The following is a 25,423-nucleotide window of genomic DNA, read 5'->3' on the forward strand; positions in this document are numbered from 1 at the left end:
TGAACTACCGGATCTTTTCACAACAGCCAAAAATGTATCTTTGTTTATTGTGGTTGCAAAAATACAACTTTTAAGCAAATGCACAAGTATTTTAATAAAAAAAATGCTTCCCATAACGGAAAGCATTCATTATCAAACTGATTTTTTTATAAGTGTGCGCTTAGTTTCTCGGCAATTACTTCTTTTGGAGTAACACCCACTAATTTATCTACCACCTCACCATTCTTAAAAATAAGAACAGTAGGGATATTTCTGATGCCATATTGCATAGAAATTTCCTGATTGTTGTCTACATCTACTTTTCCTACGACAGCTTTTCCTTCAAAGTCTGCTGCAACTTCTTCGATGATCGGACCTAAAGTTCTGCATGGTCCGCACCATACAGCCCAAAAATCTACTAATACGGGTTTATCAGATTTTAAAACCGTTTCCTGAAACGAGCTATCTGTAATTTCTAAAGCCATTTTTTTATCTTTTATTATTAATATTCTATTTAATTTCTGAGTTCAAAATTACTACATTTAAATGATAAGCTTATCTATGCTCAACATTTGCATTTTCTATGATCAGCCCTTCAGAAATCTCTTTTAATGCATTTACTAAAGTATCAATATCTTCCTTTGTCGTCATATGACTGAATGAAACTCGTAAAGGCGTACAATTATCCATCTCATCTTCAGACAAAACCATCATCATTACCATTGAAGGTTTTGAGGCTCCGGACGAGCAGGCGCTTCCCTGAGAAACTGCAATTCCTTTCATGTCAAGCTGCAAACCGATTAATGGATTTTTGTATGGCAATAATAAACTTACAACAGTATATAAGCTGTTTTCCAGCTCAGCACTTCTACCGTTGAATTTTATTCCCGGTATTTCTGTTGAAACTCTGTCAATTGTATATTGCTTAATATTTTGCATATGTTTTGTATACGCATCCATATTTTCGAGTGAAAGCTCTAATGCTTTTCCTAAACCTGCAATACCGCAAACATTTTCAGTTCCTGCTCTTAAGCTTCTTTCCTGTGGTCCGCCGGTAATGATTCCTTTTAAGCCTGTTGCTTTTCTGACGAATGCAAAACCTATTCCTTTCGGTCCATGGAATTTATGGGCACTGCAAGAAGCAAAATCTAAAGGAATTTCAGAAAAATCCAGATTCATGTGAGCCATCGTTTGCACCGTATCTGAATGGAAAAGCGCATTATTTTCTTTACACAATTCTGCAATCTTTTTGACATCTACAATATTTCCGATTTCATTATTTGCATGCATTAAACTTACTAAAGTCTTTTTATCAGAAGCTTTCAGCAGTTCTTCAAGTTTATTAAGATCGATATCTCCTTTTTCATTCGGACGGATGTAAGCCACTTCAACACCTTTTCTGTTTTTCATATCCAAAACAGTTTCAGAAACACATTTATGCTCCAAAGGCGAACTGATAATTCTTTCAATTCCAAGGTGTTCTACACTGGATTTGATAATCATATTATTAGATTCTGTGCCACAAGATGTATAAATAATTTCAGCCGGGCTTACATTAAGATAATCTGCAATCTGCCTTCTTACATTTTCAATAAGGACTTTAGCGTCCTGTCCGAAACTATGTGTTGAAGACGGATTTCCGAAATTCACCTTCATTGTATCTACCATTGCGTCGATAACTTCTGGGGAAAGTGGTGTTGTAGCAGCGTTATCTAAATATATTTTATTCATTTTATTTTGAATATTTTAATTGTACCGAATTAAACTTATATTCTGAAGGAACAGTAAAAATCATCCACGGATTTGAGATGACCTGTATTTCCATTCCGCCGGATTCATAAAAAGGAACTTCTACATAAAGCACATTTTCCTTTACCGAAAGACTTTTAATTTCTTTGATGCTGTGATCTCCCGATCTAAACATTCCTAAATTATACAAGACAACTTTTTTATCTTTAGGAAATTCCGGATAATCAATTTCAGGCTCTTTACCAACTTCAACCAGCAAATTACTTCGGTTTTGCATCGCTTTCTGAAGTTCCTGCTCATTATTGATAAGCACAAAGCCAGGCTGATCTGCCCCGCCTTGAGATTGAGTAACGAGAATTTCGCCTTTTTGCATATCGTTTGATTTTTGAGCCGTTGTGCTCATGCAACTTACGATCATTGCAAAGCACAAAATTAGCAGTTTATTCATTTTATTTTTTATTATTCAAAATTAGTGAAAAAATTGGTAATGACCTTCATTTGCCCATTTCAGCATATACTTATCTCCGGAAGTATCGCCAAATGCAATGATTTTATCATATTTAGAATCACTTATTTCCAGTTTTATCCTTTCCAGTTTTTCTTTGCCATTACAGTTTTTGCCTATGAAATTTCCTGTGAAAACTCCATTTTTAAATTCTGCTTTTGTAGACACAAGATTCATTTGTAATTTTTCCGCAAAAGGTTTTGCCCAAATGTCAAGAGAAGCCGTAACGATCAAGCTTTGAGTATTTTCTCTATCCATATTCTGAATAAAATCCAAAGCATTTTCTCTGACAATTTTCGGATAATATTCTTCAAAAAACTGTTTCGATTTTTCTTCGATTTTGGTCTGAAGCTGGCCTTTGAGAATAGAGCCGATAAAGCTTTTTTTCACCTTTTCGGTTTCAGCTAATTTTAATTTTAACAGAATAAAAAGCGGAATATGCTTTACAAACTGCACACGGAATTTTGCAGGATTGTAAAATTTAAGATACATAAACATGGTATCTTTATACGTTATGGTGCCGTCAAAATCAAAACAATACAATTTTTTCATTTTATGCTAAAGCTTTAATTTTTTAAAAATAAACTCAGGAATATTTCTGATAATCATCATAATAACGCCCCAGATCGGTAAAACGTATGCCACATTCTTTTGTTTTTTATACGCTTTATAAATGCAGCTTGCCGCCTGTTTTGGAGTAGCGGTCAATTTCGGGTTTAGCGGCAGGCCTTCTGTCATTTTTGTAGCCATGAATCCCGGTTTTATCGTCAAAACATGTACTTTCTTATCAAAAAGATAGTTTCTCAAACCACTTAAATAGGCTGTAAATGCCGCTTTTGCGCTTCCGTAAATAAAATTACTTTGCCTTCCCCGATCGCCGGCAACAGATGAAAGTCCAATAATGGTTCCGTTTCTTCTGTTCGCAAACTTTTGCGCAAAATAATTAATTACAGGGATCAATTTAGCATAATTAATATCTATAATTTTCTCTGTATTCTTGTTGTCATACAAACCTTCTTCGGTGTTTTCTCCCAAATATCCGGTCGCACAAAACAGCAGATTTGAATTGATATGCTCAAAATCTGAATAATTGATCTGCTTCGTAAGATCGAACTCTATAATTTCCGATTGCTGTAGAAATTTCACATCAATATGTCTTGCAAATCTTTCGGTAGTTTCTTTATTAGAGGTAAAAAGATAAATTTTTTCAAATTTTTCTCCTTCCTGTAAAGTTTTTTCTACAAAAGCCTGCGCTACTTCGGATGTACTTCCCAGAATTATCATTTCTACTTATTATTTAAGATTCTTTTGTGCTGTAAAGACACAAATTTTGAGCTTTGAACATTTTTCAGATAATCGGTAAGCGAAGATCTGCTCATGCTGTCTTTTGTAAGGTAAATTCTTCCGTCAAATTCCTGAACGATCTGATCAAGCTGATCGACAAGCTTTTTAAGCTTTGAATTGACTTTAAAATCAAGCGCCAAAGTATATCCTTCAATCGGAAAAGAATTGTAAGCATCAGGATTATTTTTCCCGAAAAGCTTTAAAACAGCCAAAAAAGATCCGTTTCCACTATTGGCAATAGCTTCAAGGATTTTTTTCATTCCTTCTTTTCCTTTTTCTTTCGGAATCACCATTTGGTATTGTATAAAGCCGTCTTTTCCGTAGATTTTATTCCAGTCGTTGACAAAATCCAAAGGATAAAAAAAAGTTTCGTAATCAACAAAATTCTTAACTTCTTTTTTAGATTGCTTTTTATAATAAAGAAAATTAAAAACCTTCACCGTAAGCGCATTTAAAACAAAACCCGGAAAATAAAAAGGAACGGTTGGCGAAATTTTTTTCTTTAAAACTAAAGGATTATTCAACTGGTTTTCGGCTAATTCATGTCTGGCAGCATGTTCGCCTCTCATCAAAATACTTCTGCCAATATTCTTTCCTTTTTGAAGACAATCGATCCATGCGACGGTATATGTCCAGCTTTCACTTTCATCAAATAATCTGAATATTTCGTCTAAATTTTCAGCTTTAATGCTTTCCTGACGAATATATCCGGTTTCAATATTTTTAAGCTTAAATTTTGCAGAAAGAATGATTCCGGTAAGTCCCATTCCGCCAATGGTTGCCCAAAATTTATCCGAATTACTTTCTCTTGAACACATAATGACTTCACCGTTTTCGGTCATTAATTTAAATTCGATCACATATTCTGAAAAGCAACCTTCGGAATGATGGTTTTTGCCATGAACGTCAGATGCAATTGCCCCACCAACAGTAACAAATTTGGTTCCCGGAGTGACATATAAAAAGTAACCTTGAGGAACAGAAATTTCAAGAATATCTGAAAGCAAAACACCAGATTCGCATTCTATAACTCCGTTTAAACGGTCGAAACTGATAAATTTATTTAATTTTTTAGTTGAAAAAATATTTTCGCCCAAAGAAGCGTCGCCGTAACATCTTCCGTTGCCTCGCGCAATAACTTCGTTGTTATTTAATACAAATTCTTTGATTTTCCTGAAGCTGTCTTCCGACCTCATTTCCTTTTCAACAACAGGAAAATTGCCCCAATTTGTAACTTTCTGTTTGAAATTTAGCTTCATTTTTTAAAATAGATTAAGATTAAAAATGCAGCAACCCACAATATTAGCGTAATTTGTATGTATCTGTCTCTGTAAACGATTTTCGTTGGCGATTCGGTTCTGTTGTATACCAATGTCTGTTGCAAATACCTTAAAAAAGCAAAAACTACAAAAACTACGGTATAAAAAATCCCCGAATGTAATTTTAACTGTATTTCGGGTGATAACGTAAACATAAGATAACATACAATCGCCAGTGTTACCGAAATTGAAAGCGCAATATCTGCAAACTGAACATTGTAACCGTCAAGAGCTTTTCTGGTTTTTCCGGAAACCTGAGCGTTGATGAGTTCGCCTCTTCTTTTTCCTATCGCTAAAACCAAGGCTAAAAGGAATGTGAGCAATGTTGCCCATTGTGAAATAAATATTTCTGTAATATATCCCCCGGCCTGAACTCTTAAAACAAATCCTGTCGCGATAATGAAAATATCAATTATAGGAACATGTTTCAGCTTAAAGGTGTAAGCAAGATTCATTAAAAAATAGGTTCCGATAATGGTCGCAAACTTCCAAAGATTTTCCTGAAAATAATATTGCGCAAAAAATACAAGAGCAATATCTATAATTACTAATCCCGAAAGAATCCCTAATGCCCGTCTTTTTGAGATCACTCCGCTTGCCAGTGGCCTTCTTCTTTTTTCAGGATGTTTTCTGTCTGCTTCGATATCGTTATAATCATTCAGAATATATACAATGCTTGCTGCAAGAGAGAAAATGATAAAAGCAAAAATACTTTTAGAAAGTAAATCTAAATTTTTTATGTTACCTGAAAAAAACAAGGGCACGAACACAAAGAGATTTTTCACCCACTGCTCTACACGAAGTAGTTTTAGATATTTCTTCATTTATGTGATTTCGTTTGCAAAAATAGTGAATTTTAAAGCAAAAAAATTGCGCCATAAAAATACAAAAAAAACCGCCAAAGCGGTCTTTTATGATAATATTTATATTTAAATGATTATTGGCCCTGTTGTGCGTCGTTAATCATTTTTTCGTTGGCAGTAATTGCAAACTCTACTCTTCTGTTTTTGGCTCTACCGTCTTCTGTCTCATTTGATGCAACAGGCATCGCTTCACCTTCTCCTAAAGCAAATAATCTGTTTGAAGAAATATTTTTGCTCATTAAGTAAGATCTTACAGAATTGGCTCTTCTTTCTGAAAGTTTTTGATTGTAATCGTCAGAACCTTTATTATCTGTATGACCGTATATATTGATGTTGGTATCAGGGTTGTTTACCAAAACCTGAGTCAGCTTGTCTAAATTTGTTTTAGCCAGACTGGTAAGTTCAGATGAATCAAATGCAAAAGTTACAATACTTTCATTCAAGGTAATTTTGATACCGTCACCTACTCTTTCTACTTCAGCACCAGGCAAAGTTTCTTTAATTTCTTTAGCCTGCTTATCCATTTTGTTACCAATAACATTACCGGCAACACCTCCAATCACACCACCTAAAACTGCACCTAAAGCTGCATTTTTACCTTTTCCTACATTATTACCTAGAATCCCACCGAGCACAGCACCTGATGCAACACCTACGGCTGTACCTCTTTGCTGATGATTAGAATTTTGTACTGCTTCACAGCTTGTCAGTATTAATGTTGATGATAAAAATACTGCTCCTATATATGCTTTGTTAAATTTCATTATGTTTATTTTTAATATTAATTATTTCATTCCAGTTCTTTGAAAGTTGTAAACAACTCTTATTGTGGAACCGTCAAACGGAACATTTTGTTCTAAAGAAAATTGATCTGTCGCCTGATTGATCACATTAAGAGTATATCCTACGGTATTTTGTTTTGCTTTTGTACCGTCAGCAATCTTTTTAAACATAAAAGTGTTTCCGCTTTTTATTTCAAATTTGATAGGTTGGGTAAAAGTAGGACAATCTCCGCCACCATTAAGGGTATAAGCCCCTGTATAGTTGTTTGGGATAAATCTCCAGTGGCTTCCTACGAAGCATTGTGCATCTGCCCCTTCATCGAATGGCTTTATTTTGTACTGTTTATCGTAATCGATGCTTACAATTTGCCAATCGCCTTTCATCTTAAGAAACTCTGCTCTTTGATTTTGTGCGTTTCCGGCATTCTTTACTGAGGAACAAGACACTGCAAAAAGTGATGTTCCCAACATTCCCGCAAGTATTAAGTTTTTCATATTGTTGTTTATTATTGTTATAAAGTTACATCAAAAAACCGTGCCAAAAGTAAAAATTTCTTAAAAATAAAAAGCCCGATTGCTCGGGCTTTAATCATTCAAATCAATATAAGTAACTGACTTTTATCTTCTTACAGCTTTTTTTGACTTTGCAGCTTTTTTAACATTTGATGTTTTTCCCTTATAAAAATTATCAAAAGCATATTCAGCAGCCTTTTTTACATCAATAACACCTCCAGCTTGTGAATAAGTTTCAAATTCGTTTTCTGTGTTAGCATTACTTGTTTTTACCAAAGCTTCGATGATCTGAGCCGGAGTAAGTCCAGGCATATAAGCCAATAAAACTGCTGCAGCTCCTGCAACTACAGGTGAGGCCATCGAAGTTCCTTGCTGATAACTGTATTTATTATCCGGAACAGTAGAATAAATCTGCTCACCCGGTGCAAAGACATTGACCATTTTTTTATTGTAATTCGAGAATCCTGCTCTCAATTCGCTATTTCTATTAGTGCTTGCCCCAACCACAAGTACGTTGTTTACAAAAGGAGCTTCATCAGTCACATTTTTAAAATTGGTAGGATATGCAAGGTGTTCCGCAACGTCTTCGTTTTCGTTTCCGGCAGCCTTAACTAAAAGAACTCCCTTATCCTGAGCGTATTTGAACGCGTCCCAAACTACATTTTTGCCAGGAGAAACCGGCTTACCAAAACTCATATTTAGGACTTTAGCACCGTTATCAACTGCATATCTTATAGCATTGGCAACATCTTTATCTCTTTCGTCACCGTTTGGCACTGTTCTTACTACCATAATCTTTGCAACTTTCGATGCTACTCCATACTGAACTTCTTTCCCTTGAGGAAGTCCTGCAATGATACCGGAAACGTGAGTTCCATGTTCGGCATCAGGACCTTGGTAATGGTTGTTTCCATAACTTTTTTCAGAATAGTCATCGTAGTTGTCACCTACAATTTCTGTTCTTGGATCATACGAAAGGTCATATTGTTTTGACATAGGGCCAAAATGATCTAGCGCTCCTTTTATTTCTTCTTTCAGCTTAGCTTCAACTTCAGCAGGAGATTTTCCGGCAAATTCAGGGCTTTGGGATAAATTTCCTAAAACCTGAAGACCGATAGCCTCTTTCTGTTCTGTAGGTTTTATGTTTGCAAGATTTTCTTTTGTTAAAGGTTTTCCTCCCAACATTTTCACCATTGACGGAATTGCTTCATTGATCATGCTGTATTGCTGAAAATTCTGTCTTGCATCAACACTTTTCTTGTTGAAAAGCTCTTTAGACTTCATATACATGGCAAATTCTTCCGGCATTTTTGCCTGATTTGCTTTATTTTTTGTGGAGTCATCTCCTTCAAAAACAGGTTTGTACTTGGCAACAACTCTCGTTACTTCCATATTGTCAATATCGATATCGCCATTCTTTCCACCTATAAAATTCCATCCATGGATATCATCGATGTAGCCATTTCCATCATCATCTTTACCATTCCCGGGAACTTCATTTGGGTTTGACCAAATATTCTTTACCAAACCCGGATGATCTACCTGAACACCGCTGTCCAAAACCCCAACAACAACATTTGTCGGCTTTAAACCTTTGGATTCCAAATATTTGTAAGCATTTTCTGTATTTACACCATATACATTTGCGGTAGCAAAATCTTTATGGTACCAGGTCATAAGATCTTTATCTTCATTAGGATCAAGCGTTTGAGCTTTTGATTCCTGTGCGTAAGTAAAACTGAAGCCTGCTAAAAAAACAGCAGCTAATAAGACTTTCTTCATTGTATGAGAATTATTTAATATTTTTAATATAAGTCAAAGATTCCGGTCCTTTGTTACAAATAAGATCCAAAATCGATAAATCTTTCAAAAAACCATGTTTATCTGTGAAAGTCTGATAATATTCTTCCATTTCAAACTGAGAAGGTATTTTGGCTGAAAAATGTTCACGAAAATTGATCTCTTCCGGGATTTTGATATATTCTTCATTCAAAGATTGTGCCTTTTCTGTTTTTAGGATTTTCTGAACAGTTTCTATGCTTTTGATATTAAAATCCAATAAATATTTTTCTTTCACTTCATAAAGTTCTTTGAACTTATCTTCATAAAACTCAAAATAGGGAGAACTCTGATAGGCTGTTTTTATCGATTTCCAATGCAGAGCCAACCAATTTTCCCGGTAAGAAATCTCAATATCTTTCATTATTCTTTTTCCGGTATGGTTGATCGGAATTATTAATGAAAGCTTTCCGTTTGCTCCGTAAATATTAGTTCTGTTTCTGAAAGTCTGCTTCGGGAAACTTTCATATTGCTCAAAAACTACTTTATTTTCAGGATCTAAAAAAACTGAAAACCATGAAATCGGCGGTAGATAAAATACCGGTAATAATACATTCTTCATTGTTATTATATATAAAAATGAAGTACTTTTTCAAATACTTCATTTTATTTTAGTTTACAAATTTAGTTATAAATCTTCTTCAGTTTTTTTCTTTCCGAAAAGTTTAACAAAATATTCCCATCCGAAGAAAAGAATCAAAATCATCGCTGCAATCCACCAGTAAGAAGTTTTGTTGGCTTCGCCAGTATTTGTTCCTTTAAACATTCTGTCCCATCTTACTTTCCAGCCATCAGCCTGATAAGAAGAACTGGAATCTTTAAAAGCTCCTTCAATGCTTAACCAAGTAAACATAGGTTTTCCAACAATATTTTCTTCCGGAACGAAACCAAAGAATCTTGCATCTAATGAAGCATCTCTGTTGTCTCCCACCATCATGTAATAATCCTGCTGAATGGTATATTGATTAGTTTCTTTTCCGTTGATGAAAATTTTACCATTTTTGTTTTCAAGCTTATTATTTTCGTATTCAGAAATAATCCACTGATATTCCGGTAAAGTTTCCTGATTAATTGTTACAACATCCCCTTTTTTAGGAATTTTAAGAGGACCGTACCAATCCTGATTCCACGGTTTATTGATGGGGAAAATTGATTGTGTTGTATCGATACTTTTTGTATACGCTGTTCTGTCAGCATTTAATTTGTAAGAAACTGTGCCTGAATCTTTTGGGAAAATATTTTCTTCCATATCGATCACATTCGGTAGAGCTTTTATTTCTTTTGCAGTTTTGTCGGTAAGTCCTTGAAACATATAAGTGAAGCCACCTTTTTCATTCTGCATTTCTCTTACCGGCAAAAATCCGTAAGCGCTATATAAACTAGGAACATCAAGCTGAGTTCCTGTATTTACCACATAAGAATGCTGTACTTCCTGGTCTCCTAAAACAGTTTCCGGCTTTCCGTTTACAAAAAGTCTTCCGCCTCTCATTTCAAAAGTATCACCGGCAACAGCTACCAATCTTTTCACATAAGGATCTCTTCTATCAATGGCTGTATGCACAGAATCACGAGGATAATTGAAAACGACAATATCATTTTTCTGAGGTTTGTTGAATTGGAAAATCCTTTCATAAGGTAATTTCACAGCTTCTGCGTAAGATTTCGGATCGTCTTTAGGATTACCGGGTTCGCCAGTATCCATTATTGTTCCTTGTAGAAAAGGGATGGCAACGGGACGCATCGGCAATCTGTAACCGTAGCTCCATTTATTTACAAAAAGGAAATCACCTACTAATAAAGTTCTTTCCATCGAACCTGTCGGAATACCGAAAGGCTGCGTCACAAAAACATGAATAATCGTAGCAAAAACTACCGCAAAAGTAATCGAGCCCAGAAAAGTATCTTTCTTTTTGGCATTCTTTTCCTCTTCCGTTAAATACAGTTCGCTTTCATCTTCAAGTTCTGCATCTTTGGAATAATTAACCGTTGCCATGTAAACAAACGGAAGCAAAACCGTAAGCAATTGATGCTGAAAAAGTCTTTTTCCAAATTTTTTCATTAAATATAAATGAAAAACCGACATCATAATCGGCCCAACGATCGGCAAGTAAGATAAAATTGCCCACCATTTCGGATGTTTTGTTTCTTTTAAAATAATGAAATAATTGTAGAAAGGTATAAAAGCAAATAGCGGATTATAACCCAATTTCTTGAACAGCTTCCAAGTGGAAATCCCCATCAATACTGATAAAATGAGAACATAAACTGTATACGTTAAAAAATAATTCATAAATTTTTGTGCCTAATCTGTAATAAATGATTAATGATGAGTGATAAATGAAAATAGAGTCACTATTGACAATTTACTATTCACTCTTATTAGTTTACAATGTAGGAAATTTGTTACACAATTAAAGTCCCAAGACGTCTTTCATTGTGAAGTTTCCTTTTTTATCTTTGATCCATTCTGCTGCGACTACTGCGCCTAATGCAAATCCGTTTCTGTTGAATGCGGTATGTTTTATTTCAATTTCGTCGACTTCACTTTTGTAAAAAACGCTGTGAGTTCCCGGAACCTCATCTTCACGAATCGCGAAAATCCCTAATTGATTATCCTTTGTTTCTTCCAATTTCCAAGCATCATATTTAGAATTGCTTTTAAAAATTCCTTCTGCTAAAGAAATTGCGGTTCCGCTTGGCGCATCCAGCTTATGAACATGGTGAATTTCTTCCAACTGACAGGAATATTCATCAACATTTATCATCAAACCTGCCAATTTTTCATTTAAAGCAAAAAAAAGATTAACGCCTAAACTAAAATTTGAACCATACAAAAATGCAGTTCCGTTTTGCAAGGCAAGGTTTTCAACTTCAGCTTTTCTTTCGAGCCAGCCTGTTGTTCCGCAGATTACAGGAATTTTATTTTCAAGACAGGCTTTAATGTTATCAAAAGCTACTTCGGGTAAAGAAAATTCTATAACAACATCCGGATTATTAAGGTTTTCAGCAGTCGGAGTTTCTTTGAGACGGGCAACTACTTCGTGGCCTCTTTTGGTGGCAATCTCGTCAATGATTTTGCCCATTTTTCCATATCCAACTAATGCAATTTTCATGTAATTTTCAATTCGCAAATAACTGCGGTTTTATGTTATGTTAAAATCTGTAGCTTAAACTAAGTCCTGTTTTTGGCGGATTGGTTCCGAAATCATCATAAATTACGGCCGGACTGAAAGATAAATCCGGGTCCTTTCGGCCTTCATATAAATGTGCATCTACCACAGCATCTACAATATTCAAAATATAAATAAGACCTGTAATGGCGATTGCATAATCTCTCTGCCTTTTTGCTCTGTCTTGCGCATTTCCTAGAGCCACTTTATCGAGATAAGGCCTTGCATCTACAAATTCGTTTGGTATTCCGTTGAGTTTTGCGATGTAATATTCTCTGTATCTTTTATACTGATTTTGGTTCCAGATTGCAAAGCCAACTCCCGTACCGACCGCTCCCCAAACAATAGGAATCTTCCAGTATTTTTTGTTGTAAAATTGTCCCAAACCCGGAAAAACAGCAGAATACAATCCCGCCTTTGTCGGGTTAAGCTTCGTCACAACAACTTTAGTAGGTGCATTTGCTTTTTCTATGGTCTCAACAATGGAGGTTTCAGGAATATTTTCCAAAGCAATGCTGTCGTTCGGTACAGATTCTATACGAACCGTATCATTAGGAACAACTTGAGAAAAAGCTGTCGCAAATAAACACAGGAAAAAAGTGAAAAGTATTTTTTTCATTTATTTAATATGAGACAAAATATATTCAAGCTCGTCTTCATTTTTAAAATCAAGGACAATTTTGCCTTTTTTTCCGTTTCCGGAGGTTTTGATTTCTACTTTTACGTCCAAAATATCAGAAATTGTTTTCTGAGCTCTTTTATAGTTGTTTGAAAGTTCAGGCTTTGCCGTTTTTGCGTCCGGAGATTTTGGATTTTTTAAAGCTGTTGAAGCCTGTTCTGTCTGGCGTACATTGAGTTTTTCTTTAATAATTGTATCAAACAAAATCTGTTGCAATTCTTCGTTGTCTAAACTGATAATTGCTCTTCCGTGTCCTGCGGAAATTTCTCCGCTTCTGATCGCATTCTGAATATCCGGACTCAATCTCAACAATCTGATAGAATTGGTAATCGTACTTCTGTCTTTGCCTAATCTCTGGCTCAGATTTTCCTGCGTCATGCCGATTTCATCTAAAAGCCTTTGGTAAGTCAAAGCAATTTCTATCGCATCAAGATCTTCTCTTTGAATATTCTCAACAAGAGCCATCTCGAGCAATTCCTGATCGTTTACCAAACGAATATAAGCCGGAATAGATGTTAAACCAGCAATTTTACTTGCTCTGAAACGTCTTTCCCCTGATATAATTTCAAACTTTTCGCCATCTTTTCTAAGCGTAATTGGCTGAATTACCCCTAAATTTCTGATTGACTGCGCAAGTTCGTTTAATGCTTTTTCATCAAAATAAGTTCTTGGCTGTGTAGGATTCGGATAAATATCTTCAATGGCAACTTCCACGATATTTCCTACAAATTTATCAGCGCCTTCATCAGTAGCAGAATTTACCGTAGCTTTGGATTCTGCACTCAAAATAGCGCCTAAGCCACGACCCATTGCTCTTTTTTTATCTTTCATATTTATATAAAATTCAAAGTTTAATGTTCAAGGTTTTAAAGTTTAAAATTAAATTGAACATTTACATTTGACTATTTTTGTTGTACTAAATTTTCGTTTTTCAATAAAACTTCTTCCGCTAGCTGAATGTACTGAATTGCGCCTTTGCTTTCTGCATCGTAATTTAAGATACTTTCACCAAAACTTGGGGCTTCGCTCAATCTTACATTTCTGCTGATGATTGTTTCAAAAACCATTTCCGGGAAGTGAGCGTTTACCTCTTCCACCACCTGATTTGAAAGTCTCAATCTGCTGTCGTACATCGTCAGCAGCAAACCTTCAATATCCAAATCTTTATTGTGAATTTTCTGAACGTTTTTAATTGTATTTAAAAGTTTTCCCAAACCTTCCAAAGCGAAATATTCGCACTGAATAGGAATAATAACAGAATCTGCAGCCGTAAGCGCATTAATGGTAATCAAACCTAAACTCGGCGCACAATCGATGATGATATAATCGTAATCGTCTCTTACGCTTGCCAACGCCTGCTTAAGCATATATTCACGGTTATCTTTGTCTACCAATTCAATTTCTGCGGCAACCAAATCGATGTGAGAAGGAACAATATCTAAATTGGGAGTGCTTGTTTTTTGGATACAGTTTTTGGTTTCCACACTGTGCTCCAACAAATTGTATGTGGAATACTGAACCTCTTCAACCCCCAAACCAGACGTCGCATTGGCCTGCGGATCTGCATCGATGATTAATATTTTCTTTTCCAATACCCCTAATGCTGCGGCTAAATTAACAGCGGTTGTAGTTTTTCCTACACCACCTTTTTGATTAGCGATACCTATGATTTTTGCCATTATTTGAACTTTAAGTTTCAAAAATACACTTTTTTCTCTGCTTCAAGGAATGGGTAAAACGAAAGATGAGTTAAAATATTGTTAATAAGCTATTTAAGTATAAAAAAAATTATCCACAAAAAAAATTCTTTGTGGATAACTGTCAAGATTTATTTTGAATAATATTAACTTTCAAACTTCATTGAAATCGGGAATTTGAAATAACTTCTCACGGGTTCACCTTTTTTATTTTTCCCCGGAATCCATTTTCCTTTAACGGCTTTTATCGTTCTTAAAGCTTCGCTGTTGAAATCTACATCTTTACCGTCTGCTTTCAGTCCTGAAATTGTACCGTCTTTTTCTACAATAAAAGTAACTGTTGTTTTCATCACATTATCAGATTCAAAACCTGAACCGTCAAATTTATTCATTACTTTATTTCTGAAAGATTCAATTCCGCCTTCAAATTTTGCTTCAACGCTTGCAACCTCGATCGCATTTGGATCTTTTGTAGTTTCAATTGCAGGTGGCTGAGTCGGAGGAACAATTGGCCCTGTGCCAATAGTTGGTGCTGGTGGAACATAAGTATTAGGCGGCGCAATTACACCGGTTGGATTATTTATAACTCCCGCTACCGCATCTTTTGGGATTTCTTTTATGATATTGCTTTCATCCGCATTTCTTGTAGGAGTTACTAATCTATCATCATATTGTTTAATATTTGAAGAAGAAACTGGCTGAACAGGTTTTATAACTTCAATGGGCGGTTCTACATTAGGTAAAATATCAACTGGTCTGAAAACAGGTTCAAAAGGAACGACTTTTTCAACCGGGTTAAATGCCGAAATTACCAAAGGCGTAATCGCAACCGCAGCCATCAAACTGACGCCCAGAAAGAGTGCTTTGGTCAAGATTTTGTCCGATTCATTTCTTAAAGCATAAGCTCCATAATTTTTGTTACGGTTCTCGAATAGGATTTCATTCAACTGAAATTCCTGATTGTGTTGTAGGTGTTTCATCACTAAAAAATTAAATTGTTAATATGGTGATTATTAGTTTCTATACTGTTTACATTCAATATTTAAAACAATATCAAAATATTTGCCAAAACTTTATCAAAACGAAACCTTTTCGTCAAAATAGATGACAAAATAAAAATTTAACTATTTAATGAATAATATATATCAGCTATCAAGTTGCGATAAATGAGAGATTTAATCTAAGAAACAAAAAAAGAGACTATCAAATTTGACAGTCTCTTTTAAAATATATTTTTTGAAAATTCCTTAGAATAATTCTTTTCTGATAATATTTTGGCTTCTTTCCGGTCCTACAGAAACTAAATAAACATTGATTCCTAAATACTGCTCAATAAATTCAATGTATTTTTGAGCATTATCCGGAAGCTCGTCGTAGCTTCTCACTTTTGTAAGATCTTCTTTCCAACCCGGTAAATCTTGGTAAATCGACTCGTAATTGTATAATTTTTCTGTTGAAGAAGTGAAATAATCGATGATTTTCCCGTCTTCAGTTTTATAATGCGTTACGATCTTTAAATTTTCAATTCCCGTAAGAACGTCTAATTTTGTAATTACTAAATTATTAATTCCATTAATCATACAAGCATGTTTCAAAGAAACTAAGTCTAACCAACCTGTTCTTCTCGGTCTACCTGTAGTCGCTCCGAATTCGCCACCGATCTGTCTGATCTTTTCACCTAATTCGTTATCCAATTCGGAAGGGAAAGGCCCGTTTCCTACTCTTGTGCAATATGCTTTGGCAACGCCAATTAAGTTTTGAAGTGAAGTTGGCGGAACACCCGCTCCCGTACAAACTCCGCCTGTAGATGGAGAAGATGAAGTTACATAAGGATATGTTCCGAAGTCGATATCTAACATTAACGCTTGCGCTCCTTCAAAAAGAACGTTTTTACCGTCTCTGATTGCTTCGTTCAATTCAACTTCTGTATCAACGATTCTGTGTTGAAGTTGTTTTCCGATCTCTAAAAATTCGTTGTAAATTTCTTCAACGTCCAATGTTGGCTTTCCGTAGTATTTTTCAAAAAGAGAGTTTTTAACTTTTAAGTTTTTCTCAATTTTATCTCTTAAAATTTCAGGATTCAAAAGGTCAACCATTCTGATACCGATTCTTGCAATCTTATCTTCATAACAAGGTCCGATTCCTTTTTTGGTGGTTCCGATCTGCGTCCCTCCATGTTCCTCTTCACGGTAAGTATCCAAAAGAATGTGATAAGGCATGATCACATGCGCTCTTCTGCTAATGAAAATATGATCAGTTCTCATGTTTTTACTTTCGATCTGACCAACTTCTCTAATAAAAGATTTAGGATTTACCACTACTCCGTTCGCAATGATACACTTCCCTTTGCACTGTAGAACTCCTGAAGGAAGCAGGTGTAAAACAAATTTCTCTTCACCTACATAAACCGTGTGACCAGCGTTGTCCCCCCCTTGGAAACGTACAACGTAATCTGATTTTGCCGATAAAACATCCGTGATTTTTCCTTTACCTTCATCTCCGTACTGAAGACCTACAACTACGTAAGTTGACATATTTTACTTTTGTTTTTAGATTCATGCAAAATTACTTTTAAAAAATTGGGTGGGCAAATTTGTGTGGGATTTTATTTTTGGAGGAAGGGAAATTGTGTGGTTAATTAAATTATTATGATATTTTTACTTTATATATTAAAATCACAATGAGGATATTATTAGCTTTTTTACTTTCAATTTCAAATCTAGCTTTCTGTCAAGATTTAACAGATCAAATCGATAAATATGTAAAAGACCAAAGCTTGAGAAATTATGATGAAATACATGAAGGATATGTTGACCATACTCCTTATTCATTTCTTATTAGCCGAAATGAAAATAAAGAAATTTCATCAATCAGAGAATCGCTAGGGAAAAATAGAATTACAAAGAATGAATATTATTATATTGATAATACACTAGTTTATATTCGTCATTATATTTTTAATCAAAAAAAGAATACTGAAAAAAATAATTGTATTATTTATCCTTCTTTAAAATTAATAAAAAAAGGTTCTTCTAGATGTAAATCAAATAACTTAATAAAACATGGATATTGGATGTTAAACAATAATTAAATATTCAAATTATTATCTGTTAGATGTCTTTGGAATAAAATAATTTTGAATATACCAATAATTGGTATCTTTGAGTTAGATTTAAATCTAAACTGGCAAAAACACATCCATATTATTAGGTGATTATTTTATAAATCAGAAAATTAAATCTGGAAAGTATTCTTCTGCAAGTGAGGTTGTAAGAACAGCTTTACGAATGTTTGAATATGAAGAGTTAAAAAGACAGAATTAATCAAAGAACTTAAAAAAGGAGAAAAATCCGGTTTGCTGAAAATTTTGATCGTAAAGAATTCTTGAAAAATCAATCTCAAAAATGAGGAAATTGAAATCATCAGAATTCTTCATCAGCAAATGGATATTTTATCAAGATTGAATGAATAAAATATAAACCTAACAGGTTTTTGAAACCTGTTAGGTTTGTTTTACAACTTATCCCAACAAAAACTCACTCATCACCCCAATCTCCCTCAAAAAAACCTCATCATGCGAAATTATCAATAAAGTCCCATGATAATCTTTAATAGAATTCGTCAGAATTTCCACATTTTGAAGATCTAAATTATTCGTCGGTTCATCGAGAATTATCATATCGGGAGCTTTATTGCTGATGGAAAGTCCGCACAGCAAAAGTCGCAAACGTTCTCCGCCACTCAAAACATCACATTTTTTGTCCCAGCTTTCTTTTCCGAATAAAAATCTTGACAATAATGTTTTAACTTCCGATTCCGGCTTTGTATTATTATTAAACTCTTCTGCAAAATCATAAACCGTCGCATTTCTGTCAATCAAAGAATATTCCTGATCAATATAAATCGTTTGAAAATCTGATTTAGAAATAGTTCCGACAGAAGGTTGTAAATCTCCCAACAATAGTTTTATCAACGTCGTTTTTCCCGAACCGTTCGAACCTTTGACAGAAATTCTGTCACCACTTCGGATTTCAAGATTGAGATTTTCTTTCCAAAGATTTTCTTCATCATATGCATAATTAATTTCCTCCGCCGAAATCAAAATTTTCCCTGAATGCAGATTGGAATCATTAAAATTCACTTTCATCTGATCCGCATTTCTCACAGACGAGCGCAAATCCCGCAAATCACCCGAAATATCATTGATTTTTTCAGCATGAATACTTTTCAATTTCGACGAATTTTTCTCGGCATTATTTCGTAATGTATTCATCATAATTCTCGCGACGCCAGATTTTTCCTGCTTCTGTTTTCCTCTTGCATCGAGCTTTTGCTTCCGTTCCAATGTCTCTCTTTCCTTTTCTTTGGCTTTTTTCAGTGCGCGTTCTTTAGAATGAATATCATTTTGTAACGCTTCATCTTCGATTTCTTTTTGTTCGGCATAAAAATCATAATTTCCGCCATAAGTTGAAATTCCCTGATTGCTTAGTTCAAAAATGACATCAACTAAATTCAGCAAAGTACGATCGTGACTCACAATTATAACGGTTGAATTTGTTTTTTCAATAAAATCGTACAAAAGATTTCGACCTTCCCAGTCGAGATGATTGGTTGGTTCGTCGAGTAAAATAATTTCAGACTGATTGATTTGAATTCCGGCAAGAAAAACTTTCGTTTTTTGTCCACCACTTAAACTTTCTAATGTTTGATTTAAATTTAAATTTTCAAGTTTCCAATGTTGTAAAGCGACTTGACAGCGTTCTTCAATATCCCAATCATCATTTAAAGTTTCAAAATAAATTTCATTCACTTCGCCATCGGTTATTTTTTGAAGGGCATTTAATTTTTTGTCGATTTTTAAACATTCCGCAACGGTCAAGTGATTAAAATTCCCAAACATCTGCGGAACATAGAAAATTTCACTCTGAACATTGACATTTCCCACCAAAGGTTCAATTTCGTTGGCAATAATTTTCAGCAAGGTAGATTTCCCCATGCCGTTACTCCCGACCAAAGCCGATTTTGTGTGAGTTTGTACCATTAAATTGATAGAATTAAAAAGCAGATTCCCCGCAGGAAACCCAAAAGATATATTGTGTAGAAAAAGCATGATTTCTTTCTTAATACAGTTAAACATCGACAACCAAAAAGGTTATCACTTTATTAAAATCTGAAAGAAATTATATCCTACATTTCTGTTACTTTGGGTTTTGAACTGCAAAGATAATAATTTTTTAATATTTCAAAAACCTCTGCTCACAAAGTTTGTCATTCTGACGAAGGAAGAATCTCGATTCTCAATAAAACTTTCATCTTTTTCAGGAGCTTTTTCCCGCTTTCCGCACTCGCTATTTTTGAGTTTCGGCGGCGGCAAAGCCGCCGCCGAAACTCAAAAATGAGCTCAAACAAATACTGCAATCGGGGCTAGGTTTTTGTCGTTTTTTTCAAATTGCCATGATCAATTCAACGTTCTGTTGTCACCCTGAAAGATCACAACAGTTGAGATGAAAGATTTTTACTAAAATAATGCAATGAGATTGCTTCGTCGCTTCACTCTTCGCAATGATGTACTTTAATTTTCTAATACTATATTTCAGATGACAATAGAGTGATATCTATTATGAAGGAAATGATAGGTTCATCGCATGCTTTTCTACGTTCTAAAAATGTTATTAAACCTTAAAATTCTAAACTCTAAAATTCTAAAAACTCTACATTTAAACCTTAAAAAACTTTCATCAAAAATCCGTAACTTTGCCGCCTACTATTTTTTTATGGAAAGTATTCAAGTTCACGACAAAACTTTTGTTCCTTATATGAAGGATGCCGAGATTCAGGAGATCGTAAAAGCAACAGCTTTAAAAATTTATGAAGATTACAAGGATGAAGTTCCTGTTTTCATTGGTGTTTTAAACGGGGTAATCATGTTTTTCTCAGACCTTTTGAAGCATTATCCTGGAGAATGCGAAATTGCATTTATTCAGATGAGCTCGTACGCCGGAACTGAATCTACAGGAATCGTTTACCAGAAAATGGAGCTTACAAAAGACGTAAAAGACCGTCACATTATTTTGGTAGAAGATATTGTAGACACAGGAAATACGGTTGAAAGTCTTTTCAAATATTTCAATGAAACGCAACGTCCGAAATCTGTGAAAATCGCTTCATTCTTACTAAAACCTGAAGTTTATAAAAAAGATTTCAAGTTGGATTATATAGGAAAAGAAATTCCGAACAAATTTGTATTGGGCTACGGATTGGATTATGATGAATTGGGGAGAAATCTTCCGAATTTATATCAGTTAGCAGACGGAAAAATCAACGAGTAAATTGTCTTAAGCTATTTGCAGTTTGCTTTTAGCTTAAATTATATCTAAATAAAAGTAATATTAACTAAAAAAGCTAAAGGCTCAAAGCTTTATTGTAAAAGCCAAAGCGAATCAAAATTATGATAAACATTGTTCTGTTCGGCCCTCCAGGAAGTGGAAAAGGAACTCAAGCTCAAAACCTGATCGAGAAGTTTAATTTAAAGCAAATCTCAACAGGCGACCTTTTTAGATTCAACATGAAAAATGATACCGAACTCGGGAAACTGGCAAAATCATACATCGATAAAGGAGAATTGGTTCCGGATCAGGTAACGATCGATATGCTGATCGACGAATTGAGAAAGCCAACGGATGCTGCAGGATTTATTTTCGACGGATATCCGAGAACTGCCGTTCAGACAGAAGCTTTAGAAAAAATTGTAAAAGATGAATTGAATGACGATATTGATGTTTGTCTTTCATTGATCGTTGAAGATAAAATTTTAGTAGAAAGATTGCTGAAAAGAGGAGAAACAAGCGGAAGAACCGATGACAGCAATGTGGAAATCATCGAAAATAGAATTAAAGAATACTACGCAAAAACAGCAGAAGTAGCCGAGCTTTACAAACAACAAGGTAAATATGTAGAGATCAACGGCGTTGGCGAAATCAACGAGATTTCTGAAAAGCTTTTCGCTGAAGTAGAAAAAATAAAATAGTTTAAAGTTGTGAGTGATGAGTTATAAATTAATACAATTCATTCTCATAATTCATAACTCATAACTCAAATTGTAAGAAATGTCAAATTTTGTAGATTACGTAAAGATTCATTGTAAAAGCGGCCATGGTGGTGCAGGTTCTGCACATCTTCGCCGTGAAAAATATATCCCGAAAGGTGGTCCTGATGGTGGAGACGGAGGCCGTGGCGGTCACGTTATCATGAAAGGAAATGCTCAGGAATGGACTTTGCTTCCGCTTCGTTACACACGTCACGTAAAAGCTGAACGTGGTGAAAACGGAGCTAAAAACCAATTAACGGGAGGTTATGGAGCTGATGTTTATATTGAAGTTCCGATCGGAACCATCGCTAAAAATGAAGAAGGAGAAATCGTTGGCGAAATCCTGGAAGATGGTCAGGAAATCATTCTCATGGAAGGTGGAAAAGGTGGAAAAGGAAATGAGCATTTCAAATCATCAACCCACCAGACTCCCCGTTATGCACAGCCGGGAATGGACGGGCAGGAAGGTTATATTGTTTTCGAACTTAAAATTTTAGCTGATGTAGGTTTGGTAGGTTTCCCTAATGCCGGAAAATCAACCCTTTTAGCCTCTGTTTCTGCCGCAAAACCGAAAATTGCGAATTATGCATTTACTACTTTAACGCCCAACTTAGGAATTGTAGATTACAGAAATTATAAATCTTTTGTAATGGCAGATATTCCGGGAATTATTGAAGGTGCAGCGGAAGGAAAAGGTTTGGGACACAGATTTTTAAGACATATTGAAAGAAATTCAATCTTATTATTTTTAATTCCGGCTGATTCTGAAAGTCATTTTCAGGAGTTTAAAATTCTCGAAAACGAATTGAAAGAATATAATCCCGAATTGCTGGATAAAGATTTCATTGTTTCTATTTCAAAATCCGATCTTTTGGATGATGAGCTTAGAAAAGAAATCGCCGCCGAATTCCCTGAAAACAGAAAACCTATCTTTTTCTCAGGTGTTACCGGAGAAAATCTGATGGACTTGAAAGATGCAATCTGGAAGAAACTTCACGGATAGAATTTAATTTAAAAACATATAAGAGGATAAGCATTTTTGTTTATCCTTTTTTGTTAATATGATTATCTACTTTTTGGAACGCTTCTTGGAAGACACCATAAAATTTAAACAATGAAATATTTATTCAGTCTATTTGCAGCAATACTTTTATTCTCTTGCAGCACACAAAAAGTTCAGTCAAAATATTCGACGATAGAATATGAAGCCGGCGCATGTTTCGGATTTTGCCCGATCTTTACAATGACAATTAATTCTGATAAAACGGCTGTTTTGGAAGCCGAACATTTTAATTTCACAAAAGGAAATTCGAAAGATGAATTTTCTAAACCCAGAGAAGGAACTTTTAAAACGACTATTAAAGATGAAGATTACAATAAATTAGTGGCTTTATTGGATCAGCTTGATGTAAAATCTCTTAATGATAAATATGGCGAAAGAAATGTTACAGATCTGCCAACTTCTTATCTTCGAATTAAGTTCACAGACGGAACATCAAAAAACACAGAAGATTACGGAAAAAGAGGCAATGAAAAACTGATAGAAGTTTACCAGTTTTTTGAAGATCTAAAGCATAATCAACAGTGGACAAAAGTAAAATAAGCACTTTCAATTTATTTAAACTATCTTTGCAGCATATTTCGCGGCATTCTCAGCCAAGTGAGTAATTAATTTACTTAAATTCTGTTAATTTTTTTAGCAGATTTGCTAAAAATGATGAAGTATACTGCTTCACCCGCACTATTTTAATACACAATACAATTTTGTTATTTACAGACTTAAACATTATCAAGCCCATTTTAGATGCGCTTCAAAAGGAAGGTTATGAAAAACCTACACCTATTCAGGAACAATCTATTCCTTCAATTTTAGAACACAGAGATTTATTGGGAACCGCACAGACGGGAACAGGAAAAACAGCAGCATTTGCCATTCCTATCCTACAAAATCTGACAGAAAGAAAAGGCCCTAAAAACAATCATATAAAAGCACTGATTCTTACACCAACAAGAGAATTGGCAATACAAATCGAAGAAAGCTTCAACGCTTACGGGAAAAATTTACCTTTAAAAAAATTGGTGATTTTCGGTGGCGTAAAACAAGGAAGCCAAGAAAATGCATTGAGAAAAGGTGTTGACATTCTGGTAGCAACTCCAGGAAGATTATTAGACTTCATTGCTCAGGGAATTATCAGCTTAAAAAACCTTGAAATTTTCGTTTTGGATGAAGCCGACAGAATGCTGGATATGGGTTTTGTGCACGATGTTAAAAGAATTATTAAACTTTTACCACAACGAAGACAGACACTTTTCTTCTCCGCAACAATGCCTACAGAAATTCAGAAACTGGCAGATTCTATTTTGAATACTCCTATAAAAGTATCTGTAACGCCGATTTCGTCAACAGCAGAAACGATCAAGCAAGCTGTTTATTTTGTTGATAAAGAAAACAAGCTTGACCTTCTTACGCACATTCTTCAAAACGATATATCAGAATCTGTTTTGGTATTTTCGAGAACAAAGCATGGCGCTGATAAGATTTCAAGAAAATTACAATCCAGCAATATTTCAGCAGAGGCAATTCACGGAAACAAATCCCAAAATGCAAGGCAGAATGCTTTAAGCAATTTTAAATCAGGAAGAACTCGTGTTTTGGTTGCAACAGACATTGCAGCAAGAGGTATTGATATAGACGAACTTAAATATGTTGTCAATTACGAACTTTCAGATGTTGCAGAAACTTATGTTCACAGAATCGGAAGAACAGGACGTGCCGGCGCTGAGGGATCATCTATTTCATTCGTAGACGGATTGGATTTGCTCAATCTAAAGGATACCGAAAAACTAATCGGAATGAAAATTCCTGTCGTGAAAAATCATCCTTTCCATACTGATAATCTGGTTGTAGAGAAAAGGGATTCTAATAACAAACCTTTTACACCGAGACCAAAACCTGCAGGTCAGCAAAAATCGGATCACAGCAAGAAACCGAAAAATAAGAGTAATTTTTTCAGAAAGAAATAACTTTTAGAAATATATATTAAATGAGAGCAAATATTCTACATATCTGCTCTCATTCTTTTTTCAAGAGAAAAACAAAAAGCAAATATCACAAATGGTAAACAAGCTGCTAAATAAGTAGTAGAGAAAAAATTATTCTGATAGCTATAATCAAGCTGAAAATATTGCTCCAAAAGAAAGCTGGCCATCGAAAGAAATACAATATATGAAGAAAAGTAAAAAACGTCTTTAATTTTTCTCACATAAAAAGATGCGAATACAGATGATAAAACGAAAAACATCATAACGAAGCCATTACTTTGGGTCTGCAATGTAAAAGGATTATATTTTCTTATATTATCGAAACTTTCAGCAGGCAAGAAAACAGTTCCTAAAAGGATTGTAACTGTAATTGCAAAACTAATCCCTGTTTTCGTTCTGGAAAGCCAATCTGTTTGCAAAAAGGGTTTTAATAAAAAAACAACCAAAGGAATGATGACCAAACTTCTGGTTAAGCATAGAATACCCAAACATAACCCTAAAAAAAGAGGTCTCTTAAAATAATTTTCCTTATAATGATAATGCCACAAAGCTATAAATGACGCCACAACGATAAATGAAGAAATAAAATCACTCTTACAAATAGCTTCATAAATATATGACAAGGATATTCCCAACATAAAAATCCCAATTGCCTTTAAATAATCGTCTTTGAACTGCTTTGAAATGGCATAAGAAAAAAATAAGAGACAAGCCAATTGTAAGTAACCTACATTTCCTATCAAATAAAAAAATACGGCTATCAACAATTGTCCCGGAAGATAGGAGGAGATATTTCCCATAAAATTTTTTACAGTGTAAATGTATTTTCCTTCAAGCCAAAATTTAAGCGAATAT

27 protein-coding genes are annotated in these 25,423 nt (G+C 34.6%); 7 read left to right on the forward strand and 20 right to left on the reverse strand.

What is annotated here, in order from left to right:
• Positions 1-146: 146 nt before the first annotated feature.
• The 18 genes from trxA to AC6CHK_RS14010 all read right to left on the reverse strand — a co-directional run bounded on the left by trxA (position 147) and on the right by AC6CHK_RS14010 (position 16,973).
• Positions 147-464, reverse strand: coding sequence for a thioredoxin (gene trxA / locus AC6CHK_RS13925; protein WP_191177899.1), 318 nt, complete (start codon positions 462-464; stop codon positions 147-149).
• A 70-nt stretch (positions 465-534) separates the two neighbouring features.
• Positions 535-1,710 carry a cysteine desulfurase family protein gene (locus AC6CHK_RS13930; RefSeq protein WP_498097159.1) on the reverse strand — a complete coding sequence of 392 codons (1,176 nt, stop codon included), beginning with the start codon at positions 1,708-1,710 and terminating at the stop codon, positions 535-537.
• Position 1,711: 1 nt separating this feature from the next.
• Positions 1,712-2,176 (reverse strand): hypothetical protein, encoded by a 465-nt coding sequence (locus tag AC6CHK_RS13935; RefSeq protein WP_498097161.1) that lies wholly within the window; start codon positions 2,174-2,176, stop codon positions 1,712-1,714.
• A gap of 21 nt (positions 2,177-2,197) precedes the next feature.
• A complete protein-coding gene (locus AC6CHK_RS13940; RefSeq protein ID WP_498097163.1) occupies positions 2,198-2,785 on the reverse strand; it encodes an HAD family hydrolase in 588 nt (195 codons plus the stop codon).
• Between the two features lie 6 nt (positions 2,786-2,791).
• Positions 2,792-3,517 (reverse strand): SDR family NAD(P)-dependent oxidoreductase, encoded by a 726-nt coding sequence (locus tag AC6CHK_RS13945; protein ID WP_498097165.1) that lies wholly within the window; start codon positions 3,515-3,517, stop codon positions 2,792-2,794.
• A gap of 2 nt (positions 3,518-3,519) precedes the next feature.
• On the reverse strand, positions 3,520-4,836 hold the full coding sequence (locus AC6CHK_RS13950) for an FAD-binding oxidoreductase (RefSeq protein ID WP_498097167.1): 1,317 nt from the start codon (positions 4,834-4,836) through the stop codon (positions 3,520-3,522).
• Positions 4,833-5,720 (reverse strand): decaprenyl-phosphate phosphoribosyltransferase, encoded by an 888-nt coding sequence (locus tag AC6CHK_RS13955; RefSeq protein WP_498097169.1) that lies wholly within the window; start codon positions 5,718-5,720, stop codon positions 4,833-4,835. Before AC6CHK_RS13955 ends, AC6CHK_RS13950 begins: the two co-directional genes overlap by 4 nt.
• A 113-nt stretch (positions 5,721-5,833) precedes the next feature.
• Complete coding sequence (locus tag AC6CHK_RS13960) at positions 5,834-6,523, reverse strand: YiaD family glycine zipper/OmpA-like lipoprotein (RefSeq protein ID WP_498097171.1); 690 nt, start codon at positions 6,521-6,523, stop codon at positions 5,834-5,836.
• Positions 6,524-6,544: 21 nt separating this feature from the next.
• Positions 6,545-7,036: a lipocalin-like domain-containing protein gene (locus AC6CHK_RS13965; RefSeq protein ID WP_498097173.1), complete on the reverse strand. Its 492-nt coding sequence runs from the start codon at positions 7,034-7,036 to the stop codon at positions 6,545-6,547.
• Between the two features lie 123 nt (positions 7,037-7,159).
• Positions 7,160-8,836 (reverse strand): S8 family serine peptidase, encoded by a 1,677-nt coding sequence (locus AC6CHK_RS13970; protein WP_498097175.1) that lies wholly within the window; start codon positions 8,834-8,836, stop codon positions 7,160-7,162.
• Positions 8,837-8,846: 10 nt separating this feature from the next.
• Positions 8,847-9,455, reverse strand: coding sequence for a WbqC family protein (locus AC6CHK_RS13975; protein WP_498097177.1), 609 nt, complete (start codon positions 9,453-9,455; stop codon positions 8,847-8,849).
• Positions 9,456-9,521: 66 nt separating this feature from the next.
• Positions 9,522-11,183: a signal peptidase I gene (lepB, locus tag AC6CHK_RS13980; protein ID WP_498097179.1), complete on the reverse strand. Its 1,662-nt coding sequence runs from the start codon at positions 11,181-11,183 to the stop codon at positions 9,522-9,524.
• Positions 11,184-11,304: 121 nt separating this feature from the next.
• Entirely contained in the window at positions 11,305-12,006 is a 702-nt protein-coding gene (gene dapB, locus AC6CHK_RS13985) for a 4-hydroxy-tetrahydrodipicolinate reductase (RefSeq protein ID WP_498097181.1), read from the reverse strand.
• A 40-nt stretch (positions 12,007-12,046) separates the two neighbouring features.
• The gene (locus AC6CHK_RS13990) at positions 12,047-12,682 is read right to left on the reverse strand and encodes a DUF5683 domain-containing protein (protein ID WP_498097183.1); all 636 of its coding nucleotides are present in this window, start codon (positions 12,680-12,682) and stop codon (positions 12,047-12,049) included.
• Positions 12,683-13,573 (reverse strand): ParB/RepB/Spo0J family partition protein, encoded by an 891-nt coding sequence (locus tag AC6CHK_RS13995; RefSeq protein ID WP_498097185.1) that lies wholly within the window; start codon positions 13,571-13,573, stop codon positions 12,683-12,685. It abuts the gene before it with no gap.
• Between the two features lie 71 nt (positions 13,574-13,644).
• On the reverse strand, positions 13,645-14,421 hold the full coding sequence (locus tag AC6CHK_RS14000) for a ParA family protein (protein WP_498097187.1): 777 nt from the start codon (positions 14,419-14,421) through the stop codon (positions 13,645-13,647).
• Positions 14,422-14,585: 164 nt separating this feature from the next.
• Positions 14,586-15,419, reverse strand: a complete 834-nt coding sequence (locus tag AC6CHK_RS14005) for an energy transducer TonB (protein ID WP_498097189.1) — start codon at positions 15,417-15,419, stop codon at positions 14,586-14,588.
• 267 nt (positions 15,420-15,686) lie between these two features.
• Positions 15,687-16,973: an adenylosuccinate synthase gene (locus AC6CHK_RS14010; protein ID WP_498097191.1), complete on the reverse strand. Its 1,287-nt coding sequence runs from the start codon at positions 16,971-16,973 to the stop codon at positions 15,687-15,689.
• Positions 16,974-17,119: 146 nt separating this feature from the next.
• Here AC6CHK_RS14010 and AC6CHK_RS14015 point away from each other — a divergent pair, with 146 nt between their 5' ends.
• Positions 17,120-17,530, forward strand: a complete 411-nt coding sequence (locus AC6CHK_RS14015) for a hypothetical protein (RefSeq protein WP_498097193.1) — start codon at positions 17,120-17,122, stop codon at positions 17,528-17,530.
• A gap of 142 nt (positions 17,531-17,672) precedes the next feature.
• Positions 17,673-17,762: a ribbon-helix-helix domain-containing protein gene (locus AC6CHK_RS14020; RefSeq protein ID WP_498097334.1), complete on the forward strand. Its 90-nt coding sequence runs from the start codon at positions 17,673-17,675 to the stop codon at positions 17,760-17,762.
• 197 nt (positions 17,763-17,959) lie between these two features.
• On the opposite strand, the gene AC6CHK_RS14025 is transcribed toward AC6CHK_RS14020, so the two are convergent.
• Positions 17,960-19,549, reverse strand: a complete 1,590-nt coding sequence (locus AC6CHK_RS14025; protein WP_498097195.1) for an ABC-F family ATP-binding cassette domain-containing protein — start codon at positions 19,547-19,549, stop codon at positions 17,960-17,962.
• A gap of 664 nt (positions 19,550-20,213) precedes the next feature.
• On the opposite strand from AC6CHK_RS14025, the gene AC6CHK_RS14030 reads away from it, so the two are divergent.
• From AC6CHK_RS14030 to AC6CHK_RS14050, 5 genes are all read left to right on the forward strand, one after another.
• Positions 20,214-20,768, forward strand: a complete 555-nt coding sequence (locus tag AC6CHK_RS14030) for a phosphoribosyltransferase (RefSeq protein ID WP_498097197.1) — start codon at positions 20,214-20,216, stop codon at positions 20,766-20,768.
• A 119-nt stretch (positions 20,769-20,887) separates the two neighbouring features.
• Entirely contained in the window at positions 20,888-21,466 is a 579-nt protein-coding gene (locus tag AC6CHK_RS14035) for an adenylate kinase (protein WP_498097199.1), read from the forward strand.
• Between the two features lie 79 nt (positions 21,467-21,545).
• On the forward strand, positions 21,546-22,529 hold the full coding sequence (gene obgE / locus AC6CHK_RS14040) for a GTPase ObgE (RefSeq protein WP_498097201.1): 984 nt from the start codon (positions 21,546-21,548) through the stop codon (positions 22,527-22,529).
• A 111-nt stretch (positions 22,530-22,640) separates the two neighbouring features.
• Entirely contained in the window at positions 22,641-23,129 is a 489-nt protein-coding gene (locus AC6CHK_RS14045; RefSeq protein ID WP_498097203.1) for a DUF6438 domain-containing protein, read from the forward strand.
• 161 nt (positions 23,130-23,290) lie between these two features.
• Positions 23,291-24,550, forward strand: coding sequence for a DEAD/DEAH box helicase (locus AC6CHK_RS14050; RefSeq protein WP_498097205.1), 1,260 nt, complete (start codon positions 23,291-23,293; stop codon positions 24,548-24,550).
• Positions 24,551-24,585: 35 nt separating this feature from the next.
• On the opposite strand, the gene AC6CHK_RS14055 is transcribed toward AC6CHK_RS14050, so the two are convergent.
• Entirely contained in the window at positions 24,586-25,368 is a 783-nt protein-coding gene (locus tag AC6CHK_RS14055) for a hypothetical protein (RefSeq protein WP_498097207.1), read from the reverse strand.
• Positions 25,369-25,423: the final 55 nt, after the last annotated feature.

Source organism: Chryseobacterium sp. GQ58, from assembly GCF_059758895.1.